Origin of the sequence: Microcoleus sp. T3_A4, assembly GCF_036700465.1 — a bacterium.
Lineage (GTDB): Bacteria > Cyanobacteriota > Cyanobacteriia > Cyanobacteriales > Microcoleaceae > Microcoleus.
The window spans coordinates 120,737-141,929 of sequence record NZ_JAUBOY010000003.1; the positions used below are offsets into that span (position 1 = coordinate 120,737).

The following is a 21,193-nucleotide window of genomic DNA, read 5'->3' on the forward strand; positions in this document are numbered from 1 at the left end:
CGCTATTTGGGACCGAGCTATGGATAAAAATGATGTACTTAAAATTTACAATGAAGACTACGCCCAAGAATATAATCAGAAATTTCTTCTCAACGACTGGTTTGAAACTGATGTCAAGTTTGAACAAGAAATTATCAATAAACTGCTAGATGAAATTGGAGAGGGGGCAACGTGGCTTGATGTAGCTTGTGGTACAGGCTACTTTTTGAGTTGCTTTCCTCATGTAAAACGAGCAGGAATTGATATTTCTCCTGCAATGCTAAAGCTTGCCAAACAAGCCAATCCCAATACTTTGGTTGTTCAAGGTGACTATGGAGATAAACGTCCTCAGTGGGAAGGAGAATGGGATCTGGTATCTTCTATGGGGTGGGCTTACAGTTATGTAAAGTCCTTATCAGAGTTAGAAAATTTAATTGAAAATTTAGCGGATTGGACATCTAATCGAGGTATTTGTTTTTTTCCAATTTGCGATCCCAATAAACTAGGAAGTGGGGAAATTCAACTTTCTTATACTAGCAAAAACTTAGATTTAAACGGAGGCACTACCAGATTTGAGGCAGTCATTTGGAGTTGGATTGAAAAATCTGGAAAACAGCACTTAAATATGTTCGCTCCACAAGTAGAGTATATGGTTAGTCTATTTTCTCAACATTTTTCTCAAGTCGAAGTTCTTGAATATCCTTTATTCCAGGGAAAACAACAAAAAGCAATCATTGCTCGTAATAAAAAGCAAAAATCCGTTCTTGAGAAACAGAACCCAAGTAAAGCAAAAGTAGAAGGAGCATTGTCATTATTATTTAAGATCATTCGACTAAAAAATTGGTGGCTGTATAAAATTCCACCTTTGCTGGCGATCGGTTATGCTGAAATACTTTTGATCGATTTTCCAACTGTTCCATTAATACTCGTTGATTTATGCTTGTTGATTTCTCTTGCTTCTCTATTCGCTTACGGGCATATTGTTAATGACATCTTCGATATCGAAGTAGATAGCAAAGCAGGTAAAAGCAATGCAATGGCTCATTTTCTGCCAAAGCAACGCTTTCTATTTTGCCTTTTATTTATAACCACAGGTTTTGCCGTACCCATCTTGATGAAATTCAGTACATTGGCAATTATCCTGCTAGCTATCAACTATTTGCTACCCACCCTCTACTCCGCTCCACCCTTACGCCTGAAGGAAAGAGGAATTTGGGGAATTTTTAGTGATGCTGCTGGAGCGCACCTTATTCCGACTCTATTTGTAGCTGCTACCTTTTTAAATCTCAGTGCAGCACCACAACCCAATGCTCTGACTTTTTCCATCATTGCTGCTGCATGGGCATTTTTTGCAGGAGTACGAGGTATTCTCCTGCATCAACTTTGGGATCGAGATAACGATTTTAACTCTGGTATTTCCACCTTCGTTACTCAATTTAAACTTGAATCAGTACGCTTGTGGATTAACCGCTTTATATTCCCGTGTGAAATTGCACTGTTTGGAGGTTTAGCTGTTGTTCTGTCTCAATTTGCCCCTTTGCTACTCGGATTTTTTATTGTTTATGTCCTAGTCACTTTTGCTCAATTTCGTTTTACTAAAATATCGTTCGATCCATCTCCCCTATCTCCCCCAATCGGACAAAATATTATTCCTCACGATCTGTATGAAGTCTGGTTTCCTCTTGCTTTAGCAACTTTACTAGCTACTCGCAATCTAATATTTCTAGTATTTTTAGGTTTGACATTTGTATTTTTCTACCCCTCAATCAAAATGCGATCGCTCGGGGTTATTGGTATTTTTAAGATTGTCTTCAATTACATTACTCTAGCTCTTAAAAAGACATCGAAAACATATCTGTTAGAAGAACGATTGGAAAACTTGCGAAAACAACTCGATTGCCGAACTCAGGAACTAGAAGTAGCAAAAACAGAAACCGATTGGCATCAAGAAAGCCTGCAACAAGTTCAACAACAAACTCAGAGACAGATTGAACAGTTACAAACTCAGCTACAGCAAACACAAGCTCAACTAGAACAAAGTCAGGGGGAATTGGTAAAATCTCAGTCTGATTTACAATATACTCAGGACAGATTGAAACAAATTGATTCTCAATTGCAACAAACTCAAACTGAATTGACCCAATCTCAATCTGAACTACAAACCTCGCAAACTGAATTAGCACAACTTAAGTCTTATCTCCAACAAACTCAGGGAGCAGAGGGGATGATGAGCTATTATCGTTTTCGCATCGCATCCAACCCTGACGACCTCCAACTTTACCATCAGGCATTGACAATTAAGCCAGATGATGATCAAATCCATTTACAGCTAGGCAATGCTTTAGTTCGACAAAATCGCTTTGATGATGCGATCGCCTCTTACCAAACCGCACTCCAATATCACCCGGACAACTTTGAAATTCACCTAGAACTAGGAAAGGCTTTAGAGAAAGAAAAGAAATGGGATGATGCGATCGCTTCTTACCGACGTGCGATCGAGTTAAACCCAGCTTACTCTTGGTCGCACCAACACTTAGGGGATGCTTTAGCAGAACTGGGTCAAATCCACGAAGCAAGTACCTGTTACCGTCGCGCTTTACAGCTTCAACCGAGAATTGTATGAATCGACAGGCGTTAAGAATAAAGGTTCCCTAATGTTGCTAGAAAACCCAACAAAAAATTTAATCGCGCACTACCAAAAGGCTCTACTGATCAAGCCTGACAATCCTACAGCTTTCTACAAAATTGGCAAACAATATCAGTATTTAGCCGAGTTTAACCGCGCTTTTGATTATTACTTAAAAACCATTCAATCTAATCCCAATAGTAATTCATGTTACCATGATTTAAAAATAGTTCTATTTTTTTCAAATATATTTAACCAATCAATCGACCCAGAGTATTTGCAAATCGGAAGTGATTTACTGAAACAAACAATTAAAAATCAGCCACAATATTTATTCGCTAAATATTTACTGGGTAATTTACTGAGTCAACAAGGAAAAGTAAAAGAAGCAATTGCTTGTTACCAAACGTTTAGTTATCAACAGATATTGGCATCTCATCCAGAACTAGCTAAACAGCATTGGAATCCTCCAACATCACGAAAGCCAGACTTTATCATTTGTGGTTTACCCAAGTGTGGAACAACTTCGATTTACGGTTATTTAACCTCTCATCCTCAAGTTCTGACTGCTGTTGAAAAAGAAATTGACTTTTTTTCTCACTTTTTTCATCGAGGGCTGGATTATTATTATGCCCATTTTCCGGCGATTGTAAATAATAATTACTTAACTGGTGAAGCAACTCCCTCATATTTCTTTTGGGCGAATCCTCAACAAATTTTTCAGTTATTTCCCAATATTAAGTTGATTTTTTTATTCAGGAATCCCGTTGACAGAGCAATTTCATCCTTTTACCTTTTCAATCGTTTAGGGATTGGACAATTTTCTTTAGAAAAAACTTTTACTTTTAGTATTGAGACTCTCAAAAAAAGACCAGAATTCGATTTGCTAAGCGTCCTGAACAAGAAATTCACCACAGACTCTTTGCTCGAAGAAATTTCATTAATCCATACAATACCGAGCGTGTATATTTATTTTATGAAAAGATGGATGAATGTTTTTCCAAAGGAACAGCTTTTAATTCTCAAAAGTGAAGATTTTTATAGCAACCCCTCAGCCACAATGAAGCAAGTTCATCGTTTTTTGAACTTACCAGATTATTCACTGGCTGAGTATCGTAATTACAATCCAGGTTCGTATTCTCTCATATCTGATAAATTACGTCAACAATTAGTGGAGTTCTTCCACCCTTATAATCAGGAACTAGAGGAATATTTAGGTATGGAGTTTAATTGGGAGTGATTATATTTGGAGCAAGGGTTGGCTCAATATCTCCTGCGATCGCGATCGCCCTGATGGGGTAGCGATCGTCGGCAACACCTACGCGATGCTCTTGTCTTTACCCCTGTCCTATAAATTAATATTGAGGCCTCAGACTTAATTGCAGCCGGCCTCCGATTGACCGTCGCCTCCTTCAGCTCCTTTTTCATCAGAGCTTGCTTATACTGGATGACGAGAGCGATCGCACGCTTGTCTGTCCAACTGAAGAAACGGAGAAACTAAAGCTGGTGGGGGTGGCTGTCCCATTACCACTACAAAGAATTATTTTAAGCCCTTCTCAGAAGCTAACCAGGTATTGGTACTCGTGCGATCGCGCATTCATCGAGCGCCTTAATATCTTGCTCGAAGCCTAAGTCAAAAGTAGCATTAGATGGTATTGTCGCATCTATGAGCTCGGCAGCGGCAGGCTGGAGGTTTACAACCTGAACAATAGGTTTTAGCAGCAGTGGGTTCCGAACTTGCGCGGCCCTGCATGCGATCGCGCCAATCGGCGTAGAGTTAGGACTGTGGCAGGGCAGCTATCAAAACCAGACACTGCTATGTCTGCGGTGGTGGGACACCGAGGGCAATTTGCTGCTGACAGGTGCACAACGAGCCTCTAGAACCCAACAAACACTTTTGGATGCAATTCCTCGGCTGTTGGGAATGGGATTGAATGCAGAGGAAGTGGCAGAAGCCCTTGTCAAGCTCGATCGGACAATAACAGTTTAGCCGATTGCAAAGCGGGGGCCCGACAACAACATTTCACTCGACTTTTAAGGCTGACATAACGGCTACTACGCTGCCAATTTTTTCGCACTTCTGAAACTTGATTTTTAATTCAATTTAGATAGCGTAACTTGACTATTAAATCAATTCAGCTTTTGTTAAAAACGCTAAAAAATAGCTAATTGTTGTGTGCCCTAAAGTCAGGCAAGTGCAGTATAAAGTCAGGCGTTTGCAGTACAAAATCAGGTATTTGCAGGTATTTGCAGGGGCTGCATTTTACCTGTATTTACCTGAAAATATCCTGCAAACGCCTGAATTTTTCGGTCAAATTGCTGCTTTTTTGTGTCGAGCGTGCATTTGTTTGTTGAGGCTGGTTATGGCTGTTCTCTCTCGGTAGCAAGCAATGGTTTTGTCCGTACAAAGATTTATTTATTACTTTTAAAGAAAAACAATCCACCCCATGAATAGAGATTACGGCCTGTACTAATCAGGTGGAGAACTATAACGAGCATTGATAGTTGGGAGTCGATCGGCTGCTGTAAACCAAGCCCGCCGTTTCCTCACGACTGCTGTAAACCAAGCCCGCCGTTTCCTCACGACTGCTGTAAACCAAGCGGTCGTTCCCTCACGACTGCTGTAAACCAAGCCCGCCGTTTCCTCACGACTGCTGTAAATGAAGCCACAGTTCCCTCACGGCTACTGTAAACCGAGTGCATAGGAGGTCACGGAGCTTCAAGCACAAGATTGAATTAAAGCGGAGGGAGCGAATAATTCGCAATCCTTTATCCGACCTTCGTAATTCTTCGGTTATTTGGCCTCTCACTAATGAGGGAGAATACTTTACGAGCGAAGAAAAGAAACAGCTTTCCTTTATTTCAAACATGGGACGATCGTCCCATGTTAATTACGAAGGTCGAGCGCTCGAAGGGCGGAGTATGCGTTGACTTTTACAGTTGCCAACACGATAGCCATCGACTGTAAGTAGCGATCGATCACAACGCAGGAATTTACCGTAATAAGTCAGGTATTTGCTGTACACAAGAGCGTGAGAATGCAGGCATTTGCAGGAACTGCACTCTACCTGTTTTTACCCCAAAATGTCCGGCAAGAGCCTGCTTTTTCCTGTCCCTTTACTGTTTTTTTGTGCAGAAAGTGCCAATTCCTGTTGGGACTGGTTATGGCGGTTCTCTCTCGGTAGCAAGCAATGGTTTTGTCCGTACAAAGCTTTATTTATTACTTTTAAATAAAAACAATGCACCTCATAAATGCGGAATCCTAGCCGCCAGGTCAGGTTTAAGACTTTCTTAAGCTTTAATGACAAATGTAGCTAACTGTAATACAAATCAAGCTGAATATTATACAGCTATAAGAAATGAGAGGGAGAAAGGAGCTGACAACGCCCTCGCCTGTCGAGCAAACACTTTAAGCAAATGGATAGATTGTCAGTTATTGATTCGCGCTCGCAACCAGTTATCCTCAAATGGCGGGGGTCACTTTACGCCCCTAGTTTGCTCTTTTGGGGTGAATTTGAAAGTAGTTATAAATTTATAAAATGAGATAAACTCAACTATTTTCATGGCTATGAAGCTCAATAAATTTCCTCAACCGCCGCAAAATCAGAGACTTTCGAGTCGGTTGGAACTGAGATTGTCTGACTCAGACTACAATCAAATTAAAGCTAGAGCAGAGCAAGTCAATTTGAGCATGAGCGACTTCATGCGCCGCGCAGCTTTGAGAAGAGCCCTGCCGCGCCCTCTAGCTGCATTTGACTTAAAATCCTATCAAGTTTTATGCAAGATTGATGCCCAATTGAGAATTGCAGGAAACAACCTCAATCAGATGGCTAAAGCTTGCAATAGTGCTGTGGCATTGGGAGAACCAGTTGTTGTCAATACAAAACTCTTAGAAAGCGTACAGCAACTCATTCGAGAAAACGGGAAGGCAATTAAAACAATAGTTGCAAACCTCGCCAAATCTACAGTACGCTAATTATTAACAAGCCAGAGCTTTACCGCCTGAGCAATCGATTCTGTGCAACTGACGCTTTTTCGGTTATGATTGGCAAACAAATCAAAGGTACAGGCTTTCGGGGCTGTCTGAACTACGTGCTGGGCAAAAAAGACGCCGCTCTAATTGGCGGTACTATGTGCGGACAAACTCCTGAAGAACTCGCTGCTGAATTTGCGATCGCCCGACAACTAAGACCTAACCTGAAAGTAGCAGTTTTTCACGCCACTTTATCTGTCGGTAGCACCGAAAAACTAGAAGATTCTGAAGAAAATGACCAACGCTGGCTGGCGATCGCAGCCAACTACATGAAAGCGATGGAATTTGACAACAACCAATACGCAGTTGTCAAGCACAGCGATACAGAACACGACCACATCCACATCGTCGCCAGTCGCATTTGCCTAGATGGAGGCGTTGTTGACGATAGCTGGGACTATTACAAAAGCCAAGAAACTATTCGCCAGCTCGAACGGAACTACAACTTGGAAACTGTTACACCCAGTTGGGAAACAGACAAGCGAGCTCAGACTACAGGAGAACACAGGCAATTAAAAAGCAAGGGAAACAAGAGTGTCAGGGTGCAATTGCAAGACCTAATTGATGAAGTTACCCAAGACAACCCAAGTATGCCAGAATTCGTTGAGCGGTTGCAGCAACAAGCCGTAGAGGTGCAAGTCGGATTGACTCGAACTGGAATCGGCTTCAGTAAAGGCATTTCTTACAAGTTAGATGGGGTCGCTTTAAGTGGCACTCAGTTGGGTAAAGCCTACACTTTTTCTGGATTACAGAAGCATCGAGGTGTTAGCTATGACAAAGGGCGAGATAACGCCCTAATTGAAGCTTTAATGCAGCCACAACACTTAGCGAACGCCCCTGGCGAGGCAGATGAAAAAGAGTTAGAGTCGTCACAATCCGAGTTAGCAGGAACCGCACTTGCTACTCCTGCAACAGCAAATGAGTTAGAGTTGTCACAATTTGAGCTAGAAACAACTACACCTGTAATTCCTGCAACAGCAAATGAGCTAGAGTTACAACTGTCTATCCTGCCTGAAAGGAATGAAACTCAGTGGCAAAAAGTGCGATCGCATCTAGCAGTCGAGTACAGTTTACCTTTAGAATTGCTTGAAAAATTGCACTCTCATTCTTGGCTGTATGCCGACTCAGAAAAGGCTGTCTTTACGGCACGGACGCTTGACGGGGAAGCCCGGTTCGCTTTTGTTCTCGATGAAAGAGGCAACTTTACTACAACCCATCCCCTATCATCTGAAGCTGCTTTCTGGGTGGCCACTACTGGAGAAATTGAGCGAGCTGTGATTGCTTGTAACCCAATCGAAGCCCTTTCAATTTTGCTTATTGAACAGGATAACTCTACAACAGCACCAGCGACACTTTACCTAGGAATTGAACGAGCTTCACAACTGCCTATACAATTCTTACAAGAACTCGATAGCGTTATTATAGCGATCGCCGAAAATTCTCAGCTCGCTCGAAATGCGCGATCGTTGCTACCGGATGCAGAACTTGTCAATCCACCGTCAAGTTGGAATGATATCTGGATACAATTAATTGAGCAAGAACAGCAAACTCCTAAACAAAATAACCAACAGTATAAACGGCACACCCAAGACCTCGAACTGGATTAGTTATTGCCACTTAACAATTTGACTTTTATTAAATAAAAGCGCTAGCTAACAAATTTCCTGGTTGCGACATAAATTACTGGGTAGTTCTGGCATCTCAGGGTTTTGATAACGGTGGGTCAACCCTTTTATCCCCCCAATTATTCTTACCAGGCAGGAATACCAATTACTGATATTGCTGCCACTAATTTTGACAGCTTTTTTAACGTATTTATCAACTATTTTGGCGTAACTATTAAGTAAATTGAGGCCGTGCTTGCTCAAATGATTTGTGAGTCAACATGGGTAAAAATAAATTATTTATACATTTTATCGTACTCACTAATATTTACGAAAAAACAAATTTGTGAGCGCTGTCGCGCCCAAAAATAAAGCATCGGAAAAAAAATGGAACTATCGCAAACCTACACCTATTACTTCAATAATTTAACCTGCGTCCACCAAACAGAAAACGAACTGTACATCATGGGCAAGGAAACAACACTTGTACTGAATTTTCAACAAACAAGCTATCAAACGCTCGACAAAATAATCCACGCTCTGCGACTTGTGAGAGACAAAAAAGTCCAAAATCGAAAGTCAATTATTGAACAAGAACTGCTGGCATTAAACTTCCAATTCCCTCTCGAAAGCAGCAACCGTAGCAACAACGACAGCAACAACGACAGCAACAACGACAGCAGCAATGGTAGCAGCAACGGCAGCCACAAAAACTGCGAGCTAAAAATTGACTGGTAATTCAATTATGCCGGAGAGACAAGTTTGTTTCTCCGGCAGCCAATAGCAAACATTAAAACCACATTCAAAAATGGCAAACACAATAGCAGGATATGTATATCTCCTGCACTTTGAGCAGCCGATATGTCCGACTCGTCCGTCTCAACACTATGTCGGCTGGACTAAAGATTTGGACGAAAGGCTTTATCACCATAAAAAAGGCAGAGGGGCTAAGTTTTGCGGCGCCGCCCGAGAACGCGGAATAAAATTTGTTCTGGCAGAATGCTGGGTTGCATACAAAAGTTTTGAGAGAACAATCAAGAGGCAAAAGAACCACAAACGCTTCTGCCCTATTTGCACAAATTTGGTAAACTAAGATAATGCAATGTTTGCAACACTGATGCTTGACCGGAACTGTTTTGTCCTACAAATGCGTGTAGGCGTAAACTATCGTTCTGTATCTTTGACCTACTTAATTCTCTCTCAAATCCTGGCTAGCTGGTTTACAGATTACTGCTACCATACCTCACACTTAGTAGTAACCGCCATATTAGTTTAAGCTGATTAAAAATTAGGAGCAGAAAATCCGATGCTCCCCAAGAATAACCGCAAAAAGTTACCATTATTGGCAGCGTTCTTAATCTCGCAATTTATCCCTTGGTTCTTGAGTGCGATCGGGCTATTTCTCAGTTTATGGGTCATCGTACCAGCACCCACGCTGTTTCTGTACCCTTTGGCGGTGGGAGCACCAGAAATTAGTCCTTGGTTAGTCGGTATCAATGCGATTGCTCTTCTGCTGAATCTGCCCAGACGACATCTAGGCAAAGTCTACATTATTTTACCGATTTGTAACCTGTTCGCCCTAATTCAGAGCCTGCTGCCACTGATGCAATTCCCAGCAGCCAATGCAGCGATAGCTACCGAAATGCAAGCAGTTCTAGGGACAAACTATTTAGCTACCGTTCCTCAAGCTTTACGCGCGCCGCTACGCCCTCAACCGTTTATCTTAGCAGATGCGTTCCGGGGAATTCCCATTAGAGACATGAGGATTGATCGTACTATTGTATTTGCCAACCCTGACGGAGTTTCACTGAAACTAAACCTTTACCGGCCGATGCAAATTGGCAAATATCCAGCGATTATCACGCTTTACGGGGGAGCTTGGCTCAGAGGCAATCCCGATTACAATGAGGAATTCAGTCGCTACATGGCCGCTCTTGGTTATTGTGTTGTGGCAATTGATTACCGCCACGCTCCGAAGTATCGCTTCCCAGCTCAGCTTGAGGACGTACAAGCCGCTCTTTCCTACATCAAAACTCATGCCAATGATTGGGAAATCGATCTCAATAGAATTGCTCTGATGGGAAGGTCTGCCGGTGCCCATTTAGCAATGCTAACTGCTTATAATTCAAGCGTGCTTCTAGTTAGAGCAGTGGTGAACTATTACGAGCCAAATGACCTGATTGGGGGATACAATGACCCACCTTTTCCTGATGCAATCGATGTTCGAGCCGTCTTGCGTGCCTTTCTCGGAGGAACCCCAGACGAACTCAATCAGCTTTACCGTCAGGCTTCCCCTATCAATTACGTTAAACCCAATCTTCCCCCTTCTCTACTGGTTTATGCAGGTCGCGATCATATCGTTCAGGCTAAGTTTGGTCGATCGCTCTACCAACGATTGCGAGCCACAGGCGATTCCCGACGGGATAGCTTCGCTTCACGGGCTATTTTGCTGGAAATTCCGTGGGCTGAACACGCCTTTGATGCAGTTTTTAATGGACCGAGCAATCAACTGGCTTTGTACTACACAGAACGCTTTTTGGCTCATGCTCTGAAGTCTGCGGATTACCAACCAATTAAATAAAACTGAAAAATTTACTCATTTATGCTTAAATAAATGCCTCTCAAACTGTCTTAAGTTTTGTTGCTTCAAATCCCTTTAACTTAAATCCATATAAATCCCCATTACTGCGCCAGGAACGTTTTCGGCAGTGGGCGGGACTATATGAAATCCATGCTTTTTATACCAATCAACTAGATTTGGATTCCTAGCGATGTCCTCCTGCATCAAGGAACCGTAAATCCGCCTTGCACCACGCCTGCGGGCTTGAGCGATCGCAAATCGCAGCAACTCTGTGCCTAGCCCTCTGCGACGGTAATCTACGGGCAGAGGCTTAAATACAAGTTGCAAAAGTGCGCTCGCCAGGTTTTGAGGAGTGTGGACGACAGCATCATCAATAATTAGGTCGCCAAGGGACATTTGATCTGGTGGATGAAAAAACCACTGAACCCTTCCGATTTCGCTGCCTTGCTGTAACACCTTGACAATGAATAAACCACTGTCACCGTCCACTCGCAAGCGGTACTCGCGTCCTTCACAATCGCGAACAACATGATAGATGGGGTCAAGTAAATTATCGGACATAAAACATCTTTTTTAGCTCTATTTTTTTTAGCGAACTCCCGCGCCTATAAAAGCTGCCCAGTAAATAGGGTGAGAGAAAGGCTTTGATTCTTGACAAATTCTATCCAAATTTTTGAGAGACTGATGAATTTGTTGGCCAATCTTATCATACTTTTGGTATTCTTCATGCAATTGCCGATAAACTTGGGAACCGGAGGAGCAAGTATCTCGTTCTGCCTTAGAGCTTTTGCGGAGCGTCTCGGTTTCTTTAAGTTTCTGTTTCAACACTTCTTTGAGTTGGGGTTTGTAACTAGCAGCTAGGGTATCCCCCGTAAGCATCCGCAACTTAAATTGAGCTTTTCTAATGGCTTCTGGTCGATTCTTTCCCTGCTGCCACTCTTGATAGTAAAAAATCGAAAAAAGCGCTGTGGCTAAATCATCGACAGCCCAGAGCGTACTGATAACACTTCTAGCTCCCGCAGACAAAAAAGCCGTCGAAAAAGTAAGGACATCATCCGTAATATCAATCATCCCCAATCCTGTTTCACAGCAGGAAAGAAATACATCCGATAACTGAGGGAAACGCCATGCAGGAGTCATTAACTGACCTAAAGTAATGCAGCCATCTCCTAAAATTAATGTCGATTCTAAGGGATTGTCGAGGCGGGACTGGGCGTGGTGGCTAGAGTGAAGGATTTGGACGGTTCGCGCTAGTTCTCGATAGTTATTAACTGTAGCTTGATGGCGACCTTTTAAGCGTTGATTGTCTGGGATACTATAAAGAAGTGCGAGTTGCTCTCCTTCAAAACTGGCACAAGGCAAGTCGCCCGTTGCATCTTCAACAGTGCCACAATTAAGGTTACTGCGGAATGAGGGACGCTGCTGGCAGAATTCTAACACTTGGCAACTGGGCGCGTAACGAATGAGAAACTTGTCTCCTAAATAGCGGTTATCTGCAATAGGAAGCGCAGCAAAGGGAATGTGGTGAAGGGCAACATGAGGAATTATAATGAGTTCATGAATTCCATCTAAATGCCATACTATTAAATCATCCAATTTTAAAAAATTGGCGATTTCAGCTAGCATCCTATTCAATTGCTCTTGCCAGTAAATTTTCTCCTCAACGTATTGCTCTAACCACTGCTGGAAAATCCACCCGTGTAAAGCCTCCAATCCTAAATTGGCGCAACTTTGCAGGGTAATTTGGTTTTGCCGCACCACGAAGATAAAGGTGTCGCTAACGGTGGTGTAAAAGCTGAGAATTGCAGTAGTGGGTTTATCGATAAGTTGCTGGATGGATGGGAAGTTGAGAGGATTGACTCGAATTTGACCAGCCAGCACCGGATCTAGGCGGCGAAGTTGTTCCCAAATCAGGAGTTTTTCAGCTTCCAGATCAGCAATTGTTTGATTGTAAGCTTTGACAGCAGCACGGCTGTTATCAAGTTTGCTATTATCAATGTCGCTGCTAGGTTGATTGCGCCCTCGTTCCTTGTCAATTTGCTGCTGTAGCTGTTCAAAATCCTGTAAATATTGTTTAATTTCAGCAGGAATTTCTGCACTTGAGTAGAGGTCATTGCTTGCCATCAAGTCTACGAGGCGTTTAGAACGCGATCGCTCTACATATTCAACAGCTTTATCTAACTGCTTGTTATTGATGCAGGCTTCCACCATCTTTGCATAAACGTCGATCGCGTCTGAGAGAATTTCTTGGCGGCGAGATTCCGAAGTTGCCCAAGTACGGCTGGTTTCTACAGCTTCAATCGCGATACTATATCCCTCAATGGCTAATTTCCAATTTCCCATTACAAATGCTCTGTTTCCCAGCATTTCTCCAACCTTCAAGCATTCAAATGGGAAAGCAGTTGGCGTGAAGACAGCCATTGCTGATTGATAACAGGCGATCGCCTCTTCATTTCGATCGAGGCTGTAGCAACTGCCTAGATTCATTTGACCCATAGCCCACTCTCTAGGAAAATCCTCCTGGTTAAAGATTTGTAAGGCAGCTTTATGGGGTGCGATAGCTATTTCTAAATTCTCATTTCGATCGCCATTAAGTCGATGCAAATAAGCATTAGCCAGATTCATTTTTACTCTAGCCCAATCAACGGGAAACTCGTCTTGAGTGTAAACTTGCAATGCTTCTTGGTTAACTGCGATCGCCTTCTCAACATTTTCTACCGGATCGCCATGAAGTCGGTGGCGGTAGGCAGAGGCCAGATTCATTTGAGTTTGCGCCCAAAGTTCAGGGAATTCTTCGCGGGTGCGGAATACCAGGGCATTTTCATAACAGGCGATCGCTTTTTCCAAGTTTTCCGCCTTGTCGCCGCAGATGCGATCGCAGTAAACGATGCCCAAATTGTTTTGCACTTGGGCCCATTCTTCAGGCATTGCTTCGCGGGTGCGAACTTCCATTGCAGCAACGCCTGCAGCAATCGCCAATTCTGCATTCTCTAACTGATCTCCCCAAATTCGGTTGTCATAGGCAAGAGTCAATGTATTTTGAATCGTTGCCCACTGTATCGGAAAAGCTTCGCGGGTATATACTTGTAGGGCATCTTGACAGTAAGCGATCGCTTGTTCTTGATTTTCGGCGCGATCGCCCTTAAAACGGCGACGATAAGCCATGCCGAGAAACATCTGACAAAGCGCCCACTCTTCAGGAGTAGATTCGCGGGTTAAGGCTGTGGCAGCAATTTTGTAACCTGCGATCGCAATTTCTAAATTATTAGCCTCATTACCTTTTTTGAAGTCGCTTATGCGCCAGCTTAAAACCAAAATACCCGAAGCAATTTCTTTTCTTTTTTCAGGTGGAACTTCGGATAGCATAGCATCGTCTTCATCTGGCATCTCGTCAACAAAAATTTCGTCAAGTTGCTCTGGGTTAGCATCACGAAATATTTTCTGTAGCCACTTTATAAAAAGTTCGTCTATAGGTTCTGGGTTAGCTGTCAAAGATATAAGTTTTTGCGCTGTTTTAACAAAATACTTCTCAAGTTGCTCTCGCTCATGTTCAAGTAAGGTATCCACTCGAATTTTACCTTGATTTTCGGAAATAACTTCCAATAATTCCACTGGTAAATTAGGGCGAATTTTATGTTGAATAAAATTCCATTGTTCGGGGAAATTTTCTTCGGTAAAAACAGTAGCTGCAACTTCGTAGCCTGTTTTAGCAATCTTCCGGTTGTTTTCTGAATTGCCTTTGGGGAAATCTTCAATGAGACTGCTAAAGTTAAGAATTCTTGCCGCTAAATTGATTGCTTCCCCTGGTCCTAGTTGAGATATATCAAACTTTATTAGACTTAATCGTTCGACAAAACTGTTGTCCAGTTTATCTAGGTTGGCTTCTAGAAGCTGGTACAAAGCTTGCGAATTATTTTCGCTTTTGGCAACGGTGTCTAAAACTTTAATAAGAAACTGTGAAGTTGAAGTTATTTGCTGGATATGAACATTTTCTAGGATGTCTAAAATAATAGGAGAACTTGAGCGTTCAGCATATTCTCTAGCTTTTTCTAGTTCTCCACAGTCCATGCAAAGCGCTACTATTTTTGTGTAAGCAGAAATCTTTGCAGGAATTTCTTGATGTAAAGATTCAGAATCACCCCAACGGCTGAGCATCTCTACAGCTTCAATTACAATCTCAAAACCTTCAAAAGCTTCTGCCTTTTTGCCAGTAGCCAATGCTACCTTTCCCAACTCAAGTCCGGTTTCGATGCACTCTCTAGGGAACGAAGTAGGTGTAAAGACTTTTAAGGCCGCTTGAAAACAGGTTAAAGCATTAGCAATTTGTGCCAATTTGCGGTAAGCAAAACCCAAATCTAACTGGGTTTTAGCCCATCTTTCTGGATAGGTTTCGAGAGTATAAATTTGTAAGGCTGCTTGATAGGCTGCGATCGCCCGTTCCTGGTTCTGGATTTTGTCCCCTAAAATCCTTTCGCTATAGGCAAGACCAAGGTGAAATTGGCTACTAGCCCAATCAGAATCAGTACGAACTTTTAAGGCAACTTGATAACAAGCGATCGCTTTTTCTAAATTCTGTGCCCCATCGCCTTCAACTCGGCGAGTGTAAGCAAGTGCCAGGTTATTTTGCAGCGTTCCCCAAAGTTCAGGATCTCGATCGCGGCTAATAACTTGCAAGGCTCCTTCATAACAGGTGATCGCCTTTTCTAAATTCTCAGCTTTATCTCCGACGATTCTGTCACTGTAAACAAGACCGAGATTATTTTGCACCATCGCCCACTCTTGAGGAGAAGTGTCACGAGTGTAGATTTGCAAAGCATTAGTGCAAGCCGTTAGGGCTTTTTCAAGGTTGGGCGAGCGATCGCCCCAAATCCGATTCCGGTAAGCAGGGGCTAAATCAAATTGGATTTGCGCCCATACTTGTAGGTAAGCCTCACGAGTAAAAATTTTGGCAGATCCTTCAAAACCTGCGATCGCAATTTCCAGGTTAATTGCCCTATTGCCCAGTGGAAACAGCCAGAGCATTTTGCAGAAAGATATCAGAAAAAGTGCGATCGCTTTTTTTAGTTTTGGCTGGCTTTTCAGGAGCGTGTAATTTATCCAAATACAAAAGTGTCGCAAAAAAGCTTCATTGTTAATTGCTAGTATCAGGTAAACAGTTTGTTGGTCACTTGGGCTTAGCAGAATTGTCCGTAATACTTCCCACAAGAAAGCCGGAGCTTTAACAAAAGAGTCTGTTATTGGTGAGCCATCGCTTCCTGTGTAAAAATTCCTGAATGTTTCCAGGTTTAATTTTTCCCGGTTTTTAGTTAAAAAATCAGCCAAATCAATTAAACAATCAGCACCCGAAAACTCCCTCTGTGCTACCAGAATTGTAGCTACCATTTCCATCATTTCCAGCAAACCAACATCAACCAACTGCGGGTGCTTCCTTAAAATCTTCAGTTCCTTACCGCGAGGACATTCGAGGAGCGCTTGAATTAGCTTGAAATAAGCTGTCTGGCGTTTTGTCGCTTGGGGAGTTTTCGCCGATGGGCCGAATCCTTTTGCCATATTCTTTACAGGTTACGAAGGGGAGACTACATATATACATCAGCCATCCGCTCCAAAATTACGCAGCATCTCTCCAGATTCCTGCTAACTTCTCCAGCAAATCTTCGGCTAAATCCTGTAAATCAGTGTCGGCGCTGTCGGCGCTGTCGGCGCTTTCACGAGTCAACTCTCCTCCTGCGGGGCTACCGGCTAACACTTCTCCCGCAGCGTACCGCCACTCATACTCCTCGCAAGTTCGATAAATACGCTCTAATTGGGCAACAATATTGCTCCGCGATTGAGTTTCTATCTGAGATCTCACTTGTACCGCCACCGGATCGTCTGTTTCTAAGAAGGCGATCGCTTCTTCTAAACGAGTAATCTGTTCGATTAAAGCGTCGATCGGCATTAATTCTGCTACCGCTAACTGTTGTGGTGGATTTGAGCTATCTAAGCTTGGGGCAAATCCCAATAGCTGCACGGAGTCCAGGCGAGCGCTAAATTGTACTCCCACATATCCAATCCGATTTTCTATTACTTCTTCGGGTAAGAGAATGGTTGTTTCACAAGGTAAAACTGGGCGGCATTCTAAAGAGCCAATGCCAGTAATTACCAAGTCAGCAACATTAGCTAGCGCCGTTTTTGCTGGATTGAAGCTATCAGAACCTTCCAAATCAGTTTCAATTTGCAGCCATTTTAAATAGCTGTGAACAGCGTAAACTGCCAGTGCATTCAAGTAAACTCGTTTTCCTTTTTGTACTGTACTTTGAACGGCAGCAAGTTGCCGCGCCATGTCGTGCGCTTTTAACTCGATCGGTACTGTTAACAGAGGTAGTTCTGCGGTGTTCATGGTTGCTGCTCCTGTCCATATCCTAACTTGCTAGCTATTTTTTGCAGTAGTGGTTTACATTTTCTCTTCCAATGAGAATTCAGGGTTGTGTACTTAACGTTTAACTCTTCTGCTAAGTCTTGAAACTTGTCAGGAGGGTCTTTTAACACTCTTCTCAGACTTAGAAATTGGCAGTTGCACTCTGGGCAAGAACCAGGATAGCTATTTCTGAGATTTTCTTCGGGATCTTGCTCGATGTAAAGTTCTAGTTCGAGACCAATCCGCTGAATGGTTTCTTTCTGAGCGCTTTCAATCATGCCATCCAACCCACTGAGCGTAAAATCAGGTAACTGTTCGACCCGAGTTATTGCCCCAGCATCCACCGCAATCGGAGCATCTAAACTAATTGGAGCATTTTTTTTAGGAGAATACAAATCTTGAATTCGCCGACCCTGGTAGCCGTTAACCCAATTGCTCAAACTTGTTGCAATAGAAGGCTGGCGTTGCTCAAATTGAGTAATTTCGCGGCTCACCCATTCTAAAGTAAGGTTTAAGGCTTCGGGATAATTTGGATGAGTTGATTTTTTAAGTTTTGGTAGTTGCTGAATTTCCCGCAATAGCTGATTCATGGCTGTTCGCCATTTCCTGCTTTGGGCTGAGTTTTGGCGCACCTGTGCGATTAAAGCGCTTAACCGTTCATCTCGATCGTCCATGCCACTTTTTTAAAGAGCGAGTTAATCTGCTCTGTATTGTCTCATTAGTCGATCGATAACCTGTGTTAAGAGGGTTAAAAATTAATAAACGGCAAGTGACTTATGTCTTGGTGCGGGCTGATTCGCGGGCGGTGCGGGGAGGAAAGGGACTGTTACCGCGCGAATTATTGCAAGTGAAGCAAGCTAAACGCAGGTTAGGGAGTGCGTTAGACCCGCCCAAGCTTTTAGGCTGTAAGTGTTCAATAGTTCTTTCCGATTTCTGCATAGACTTTTTGCACCAGTGGCAGCGGTTTCCGTACAGTTCCAGAAGCTGGCGCCTCTTGTTGCGTCTTGAAGCTGGGGACATAAAGCTTTGGGAGCCTCACGGCTGTTACGTGTTCATTTACGTATCAGAGCCCTGCTAAAAATTTACGCAACTCCCCTTCAATTGGAGGAAATATAGTTGACCCGCTTCAGTTGGAGCGTTCAGTTTCACATCGGGGATGGAAGATTTAACGGCTCTCCTGGACTTTTGGTGAAAAAGTGGGGGTTGCTGATAGCTTCATCAAAAGATTGAATTGAAAGCCTTATAGGGCAATGGATTGAGGATTGATCAGGCTGGCTTATAACCTCAAGATCAGGAGAGCCGATTTAACTAGATTAAATGGTTCAAATTAATCGCGACCACTATTAAAAACCGAGTTGCTGCGACAAAATTCGATATAAATTGTCTTCCCTTTTTGATAGATAAATTAACTCTCTGGAGATGAGCCGCGTTCGCGGCTAACTCTCAGCCAATTCAACTCAACTAAAAAAGATGGATTTAACTCTCACCTTACAACATTTGTCTGGAATTGCTGTTTCCGAAGCTCAAAAACTAACAAAACTAGGTCTTCGCACCATTGCAGACCTACTCTACTATTTTCCTAGAGAACATCTCGCCTTCAAACGCACTCGGATTGCTGAGACAAAAACAGGAGATTGCGTAACAATTGCAGGCAAAATTATCAACCACAGTATCTTCGACTGCCGTACTAAACCAGAACTTACATTACAAAAATGGATTGTTTGCGACCAAACCGGCAGAATAGTTTGCACTCAATTTTACAACCACAGCTATTACCAATCGCAACTATGGCGTTCCCACCAAGCCGAACTTTACAAACAAGGTGCTATTGTATTAGTGACAGGAAAAGTCAAACAAGATAGCTATGGTAAAACCATCAGCAACCCAACAGTTAAAGTTGTTAGCTTTGAAGATGCTAAAGCCAGCACGACCTCTATTGTACCAGTTTACCGCTTAACTAAAGGCATAACTAACGAGCTAGTCCGGCATTGTATTCGTACAGCACTTGACTGTGTTGGTTTTATTGAAGACCCGCTGCCACAACGACTTCGCAAACGTTTTGGGTTAATAGCTCTCCAAAAAGCTATCGCACATATTCACTGTCCCCCAGACAGCAATACCCTCGAATCTGCCCGCCACCGCTTAGTGTTCGATGAATTTTTCTACTTGCAATTAAGGCTATTGCAGCACCGATATACCTTGCAACAACAGCAAGGATACTCCCTAAACTCAACAGGAAAACAGCTCAGAAAACTTTACAAGAATTTACCTTTTACCCTCACCAAAGCACAGCAAAGAGTCATTGCCGAAATTCTGTCAGACATGAGCAAACCAACTCCGATGAATCGCTTAGTACAAGGAGATGTCGGTGCCGGCAAAACAGTAGTAGCAGCAGTCGCCATCCTTGCAGCAATTCAATCCGGTTATCAAACAGCACTAATGGCACCGACTGAAGTGTTAGCTTCCCAACACTACCGCAAACTCAGTGAATGGTTTGAGCCGCTGGGATTGTCTGTAACGCTGTTAACAGGCTCCACAACAGCTAAGATTCGTCAAGAAATTGCCAAAGGATTAAACTTGGGGCTTCTTCCCTTGCTAATCGGTACTCACGCACTGATTCAAAATACTGTAAGCTTTAAGAAACTGGGTTTTGTGGCGATCGACGAACAGCATCGATTTGGAGTTCAACAGCGGCTCAAGTTGCAGCAAAAAGGCATTAGCCCTCACATTCTGACAATGACCGCCACACCCATCCCTAGAACTTTAGCCCTGACACTGCACGGCGATTTAGACATCAGCCTGCTGGACAAACTGCCACCGGGGAGAGAGCCAATTCAAACTCAGCTATTTACGAGTAGAACTCGCCACAAAGCTCACGAAATAATTCGACAACAAATCCAACTGGGCTATCAAGCCTACATCATTCTGCCACTTGTCGAAGAATCTGAACGGCTTGACCTCAAAGCCGCCATTGAGGAGCATCGGTACTTGAGGGAAAATATTTTCCGCAATGTCAATATCGGGCTGCTACACGGCCGCATGAATTCCGCCGAGAAAGAAACAGAAATCGCCAACTTTATTGCCCATAAAACTCAAATTCTCGTCTCCACGACGGTTGTTGAAGTCGGAGTTGATGTCCCCAATGCCACAGTCATGTTAATCGAACACGCGGAACGATTTGGCCTGTCGCAATTGCACCAACTCAGAGGTCGGGTAGGACGGAGCACGGCACAATCTTACTGCTTGTTGGTAAGCGATTCCAAATCAAATAATTCTAGAGAGCGGCTCAAGATAATGGAAACTTCGCAAGACGGCTTCTTTCTAGCAGAAATGGATTTGAGATTGCGAGGGCCAGGTCAGGTATTAGGAACCCAGCAGGCGGGACTGCCAGAATTTGCCAAGGCTGATTTAATCAACGACCAGGCCATACTAGAGCAAGCTAGGAAAGCAGCACAGTTGATAGTCGCAAAAGACCCCACTCTGGAAAGGTGGCCCGAACTTTCACAAGAATTGTTCCGGCGACAGCAGGTTAACAAACTCGATGCAGAAGCAGCACTTAACTAATAACCTGTTGTGCATCTAGATTAGACTTGAATTGCCTAAATCTTTGATTAATAGGTTAACCGCAGATTCAAGACTGCTCAACGCAAATAAACGCAGAGAATTTCCTGATTGGAGAGCGAATAAATGCAATGCAACTCTATTGTCTATGGTGCAATACGTTTGGGTTAACGCTCTCTAACGAATTCTATCTCTGTTACGATTTTATGACAATATATGCATCTTTTAAAAGTCAGATTGTTCTTAACCCAAGCATATTGGTCTATGGTCTTCGAGGGAGAGAGGATTTGACAATTTTTGAGGGTCATTGAGCTCTACAATTTAAATGCAGTACAACTTACTGATTGCATAAATAGTTGCAACTGAGTGTTGAGTTTTATGATTCTACTCAACACGCAGTTGCTTGTACATA

14 protein-coding genes are annotated in these 21,193 nt (G+C 43.0%); 8 read left to right on the forward strand and 6 right to left on the reverse strand.

What is annotated here, in order from left to right:
- Positions 1–19 precede the first annotated feature (19 nt).
- Both QUA07_RS02690 and QUA07_RS02695 read left to right on the forward strand, forming a co-directional pair.
- Complete coding sequence (locus tag QUA07_RS02690; RefSeq protein ID WP_333322415.1) at positions 20–2,602, forward strand: tetratricopeptide repeat protein; 2,583 nt, start codon at positions 20–22, stop codon at positions 2,600–2,602.
- Between the two features lie 31 nt (positions 2,603–2,633).
- The gene (locus tag QUA07_RS02695) at positions 2,634–3,845 is read left to right on the forward strand and encodes a sulfotransferase domain-containing protein (protein WP_333322417.1); all 1,212 of its coding nucleotides are present in this window, start codon (positions 2,634–2,636) and stop codon (positions 3,843–3,845) included.
- A gap of 1,230 nt (positions 3,846–5,075) precedes the next feature.
- On the opposite strand, the gene QUA07_RS02700 is transcribed toward QUA07_RS02695, so the two are convergent.
- On the reverse strand, positions 5,076–5,237 hold the full coding sequence (locus tag QUA07_RS02700) for a hypothetical protein (protein WP_333322419.1): 162 nt from the start codon (positions 5,235–5,237) through the stop codon (positions 5,076–5,078).
- Between the two features lie 930 nt (positions 5,238–6,167).
- Between QUA07_RS02700 and QUA07_RS02705 the strand changes: the two genes are divergently transcribed.
- From QUA07_RS02705 to QUA07_RS02720, 5 genes are all read left to right on the forward strand, one after another.
- The gene (locus QUA07_RS02705; protein WP_333322421.1) at positions 6,168–6,581 is read left to right on the forward strand and encodes a plasmid mobilization protein; all 414 of its coding nucleotides are present in this window, start codon (positions 6,168–6,170) and stop codon (positions 6,579–6,581) included.
- Between the two features lie 65 nt (positions 6,582–6,646).
- Entirely contained in the window at positions 6,647–8,245 is a 1,599-nt protein-coding gene (locus tag QUA07_RS02710) for a relaxase/mobilization nuclease domain-containing protein (protein ID WP_333322423.1), read from the forward strand.
- A 384-nt stretch (positions 8,246–8,629) separates the two neighbouring features.
- Positions 8,630–8,980: a hypothetical protein gene (locus QUA07_RS02715; RefSeq protein WP_333322425.1), complete on the forward strand. Its 351-nt coding sequence runs from the start codon at positions 8,630–8,632 to the stop codon at positions 8,978–8,980.
- A 70-nt stretch (positions 8,981–9,050) separates the two neighbouring features.
- Entirely contained in the window at positions 9,051–9,335 is a 285-nt protein-coding gene (locus tag QUA07_RS29970) for a GIY-YIG nuclease family protein (protein ID WP_445305863.1), read from the forward strand.
- Positions 9,336–9,548: 213 nt separating this feature from the next.
- Positions 9,549–10,823 carry an alpha/beta hydrolase gene (locus tag QUA07_RS02720; protein WP_333322427.1) on the forward strand — a complete coding sequence of 425 codons (1,275 nt, stop codon included), beginning with the start codon at positions 9,549–9,551 and terminating at the stop codon, positions 10,821–10,823.
- Between the two features lie 75 nt (positions 10,824–10,898).
- Here the strand turns inward: QUA07_RS02720 and QUA07_RS02725 are convergent, their stop codons facing one another.
- The 5 genes from QUA07_RS02725 to QUA07_RS29975 form a co-directional block, all read right to left on the reverse strand.
- Entirely contained in the window at positions 10,899–11,384 is a 486-nt protein-coding gene (locus QUA07_RS02725; RefSeq protein WP_333322429.1) for a GNAT family N-acetyltransferase, read from the reverse strand.
- A 27-nt stretch (positions 11,385–11,411) separates the two neighbouring features.
- Positions 11,412–16,373, reverse strand: coding sequence for a CHAT domain-containing tetratricopeptide repeat protein (locus QUA07_RS02730; protein WP_333322431.1), 4,962 nt, complete (start codon positions 16,371–16,373; stop codon positions 11,412–11,414).
- Between the two features lie 58 nt (positions 16,374–16,431).
- Positions 16,432–17,202 (reverse strand): DUF1822 family protein, encoded by a 771-nt coding sequence (locus QUA07_RS02735; protein ID WP_333322433.1) that lies wholly within the window; start codon positions 17,200–17,202, stop codon positions 16,432–16,434.
- The gene (locus QUA07_RS02740; RefSeq protein ID WP_333064885.1) at positions 17,199–17,894 is read right to left on the reverse strand and encodes a hypothetical protein; all 696 of its coding nucleotides are present in this window, start codon (positions 17,892–17,894) and stop codon (positions 17,199–17,201) included. The genes QUA07_RS02735 and QUA07_RS02740 overlap by 4 nt, the downstream gene beginning before the upstream one ends.
- Before the next feature lie 100 nt (positions 17,895–17,994).
- Complete coding sequence (locus tag QUA07_RS29975; protein WP_333064887.1) at positions 17,995–18,240, reverse strand: HNH endonuclease; 246 nt, start codon at positions 18,238–18,240, stop codon at positions 17,995–17,997.
- A gap of 450 nt (positions 18,241–18,690) precedes the next feature.
- Between QUA07_RS29975 and recG the strand changes: the two genes are divergently transcribed.
- Positions 18,691–20,784 carry an ATP-dependent DNA helicase RecG gene (gene recG / locus QUA07_RS02745; protein ID WP_333322438.1) on the forward strand — a complete coding sequence of 698 codons (2,094 nt, stop codon included), beginning with the start codon at positions 18,691–18,693 and terminating at the stop codon, positions 20,782–20,784.
- Positions 20,785–21,193: the final 409 nt, after the last annotated feature.

Bases quoted from the DNA above. Each gene is read 5' to 3' on its own strand.
- QUA07_RS02690 (WP_333322415.1), top strand. From the start codon at position 20: ATGGATAAAAATGATGTACTTAAAATTTACAATGAAGACTACGCCCAA.
- QUA07_RS02695 (WP_333322417.1), top strand. From the start codon at position 2,634: ATGTTGCTAGAAAACCCAACAAAAAATTTAATCGCGCACTACCAAAAG.
- QUA07_RS02705 (WP_333322421.1), top strand. From the start codon at position 6,168: ATGGCTATGAAGCTCAATAAATTTCCTCAACCGCCGCAAAATCAGAGA.
- QUA07_RS02710 (WP_333322423.1), top strand. From the start codon at position 6,647: ATGATTGGCAAACAAATCAAAGGTACAGGCTTTCGGGGCTGTCTGAAC.
- QUA07_RS02715 (WP_333322425.1), top strand. From the start codon at position 8,630: ATGGAACTATCGCAAACCTACACCTATTACTTCAATAATTTAACCTGC.
- QUA07_RS29970 (WP_445305863.1), top strand. From the start codon at position 9,051: ATGGCAAACACAATAGCAGGATATGTATATCTCCTGCACTTTGAGCAG.
- QUA07_RS02720 (WP_333322427.1), top strand. From the start codon at position 9,549: ATGCTCCCCAAGAATAACCGCAAAAAGTTACCATTATTGGCAGCGTTC.
- QUA07_RS02725 (WP_333322429.1), bottom strand. From the start codon at position 11,384: ATGTCCGATAATTTACTTGACCCCATCTATCATGTTGTTCGCGATTGT.
- QUA07_RS02730 (WP_333322431.1), bottom strand. From the start codon at position 16,373: ATGGCAAAAGGATTCGGCCCATCGGCGAAAACTCCCCAAGCGACAAAA.
- QUA07_RS02735 (WP_333322433.1), bottom strand. From the start codon at position 17,202: ATGAACACCGCAGAACTACCTCTGTTAACAGTACCGATCGAGTTAAAA.
- QUA07_RS02740 (WP_333064885.1), bottom strand. From the start codon at position 17,894: ATGGACGATCGAGATGAACGGTTAAGCGCTTTAATCGCACAGGTGCGC.
- QUA07_RS29975 (WP_333064887.1), bottom strand. From the start codon at position 18,240: ATGTCCCCAGCTTCAAGACGCAACAAGAGGCGCCAGCTTCTGGAACTG.
- recG (WP_333322438.1), top strand. From the start codon at position 18,691: ATGGATTTAACTCTCACCTTACAACATTTGTCTGGAATTGCTGTTTCC.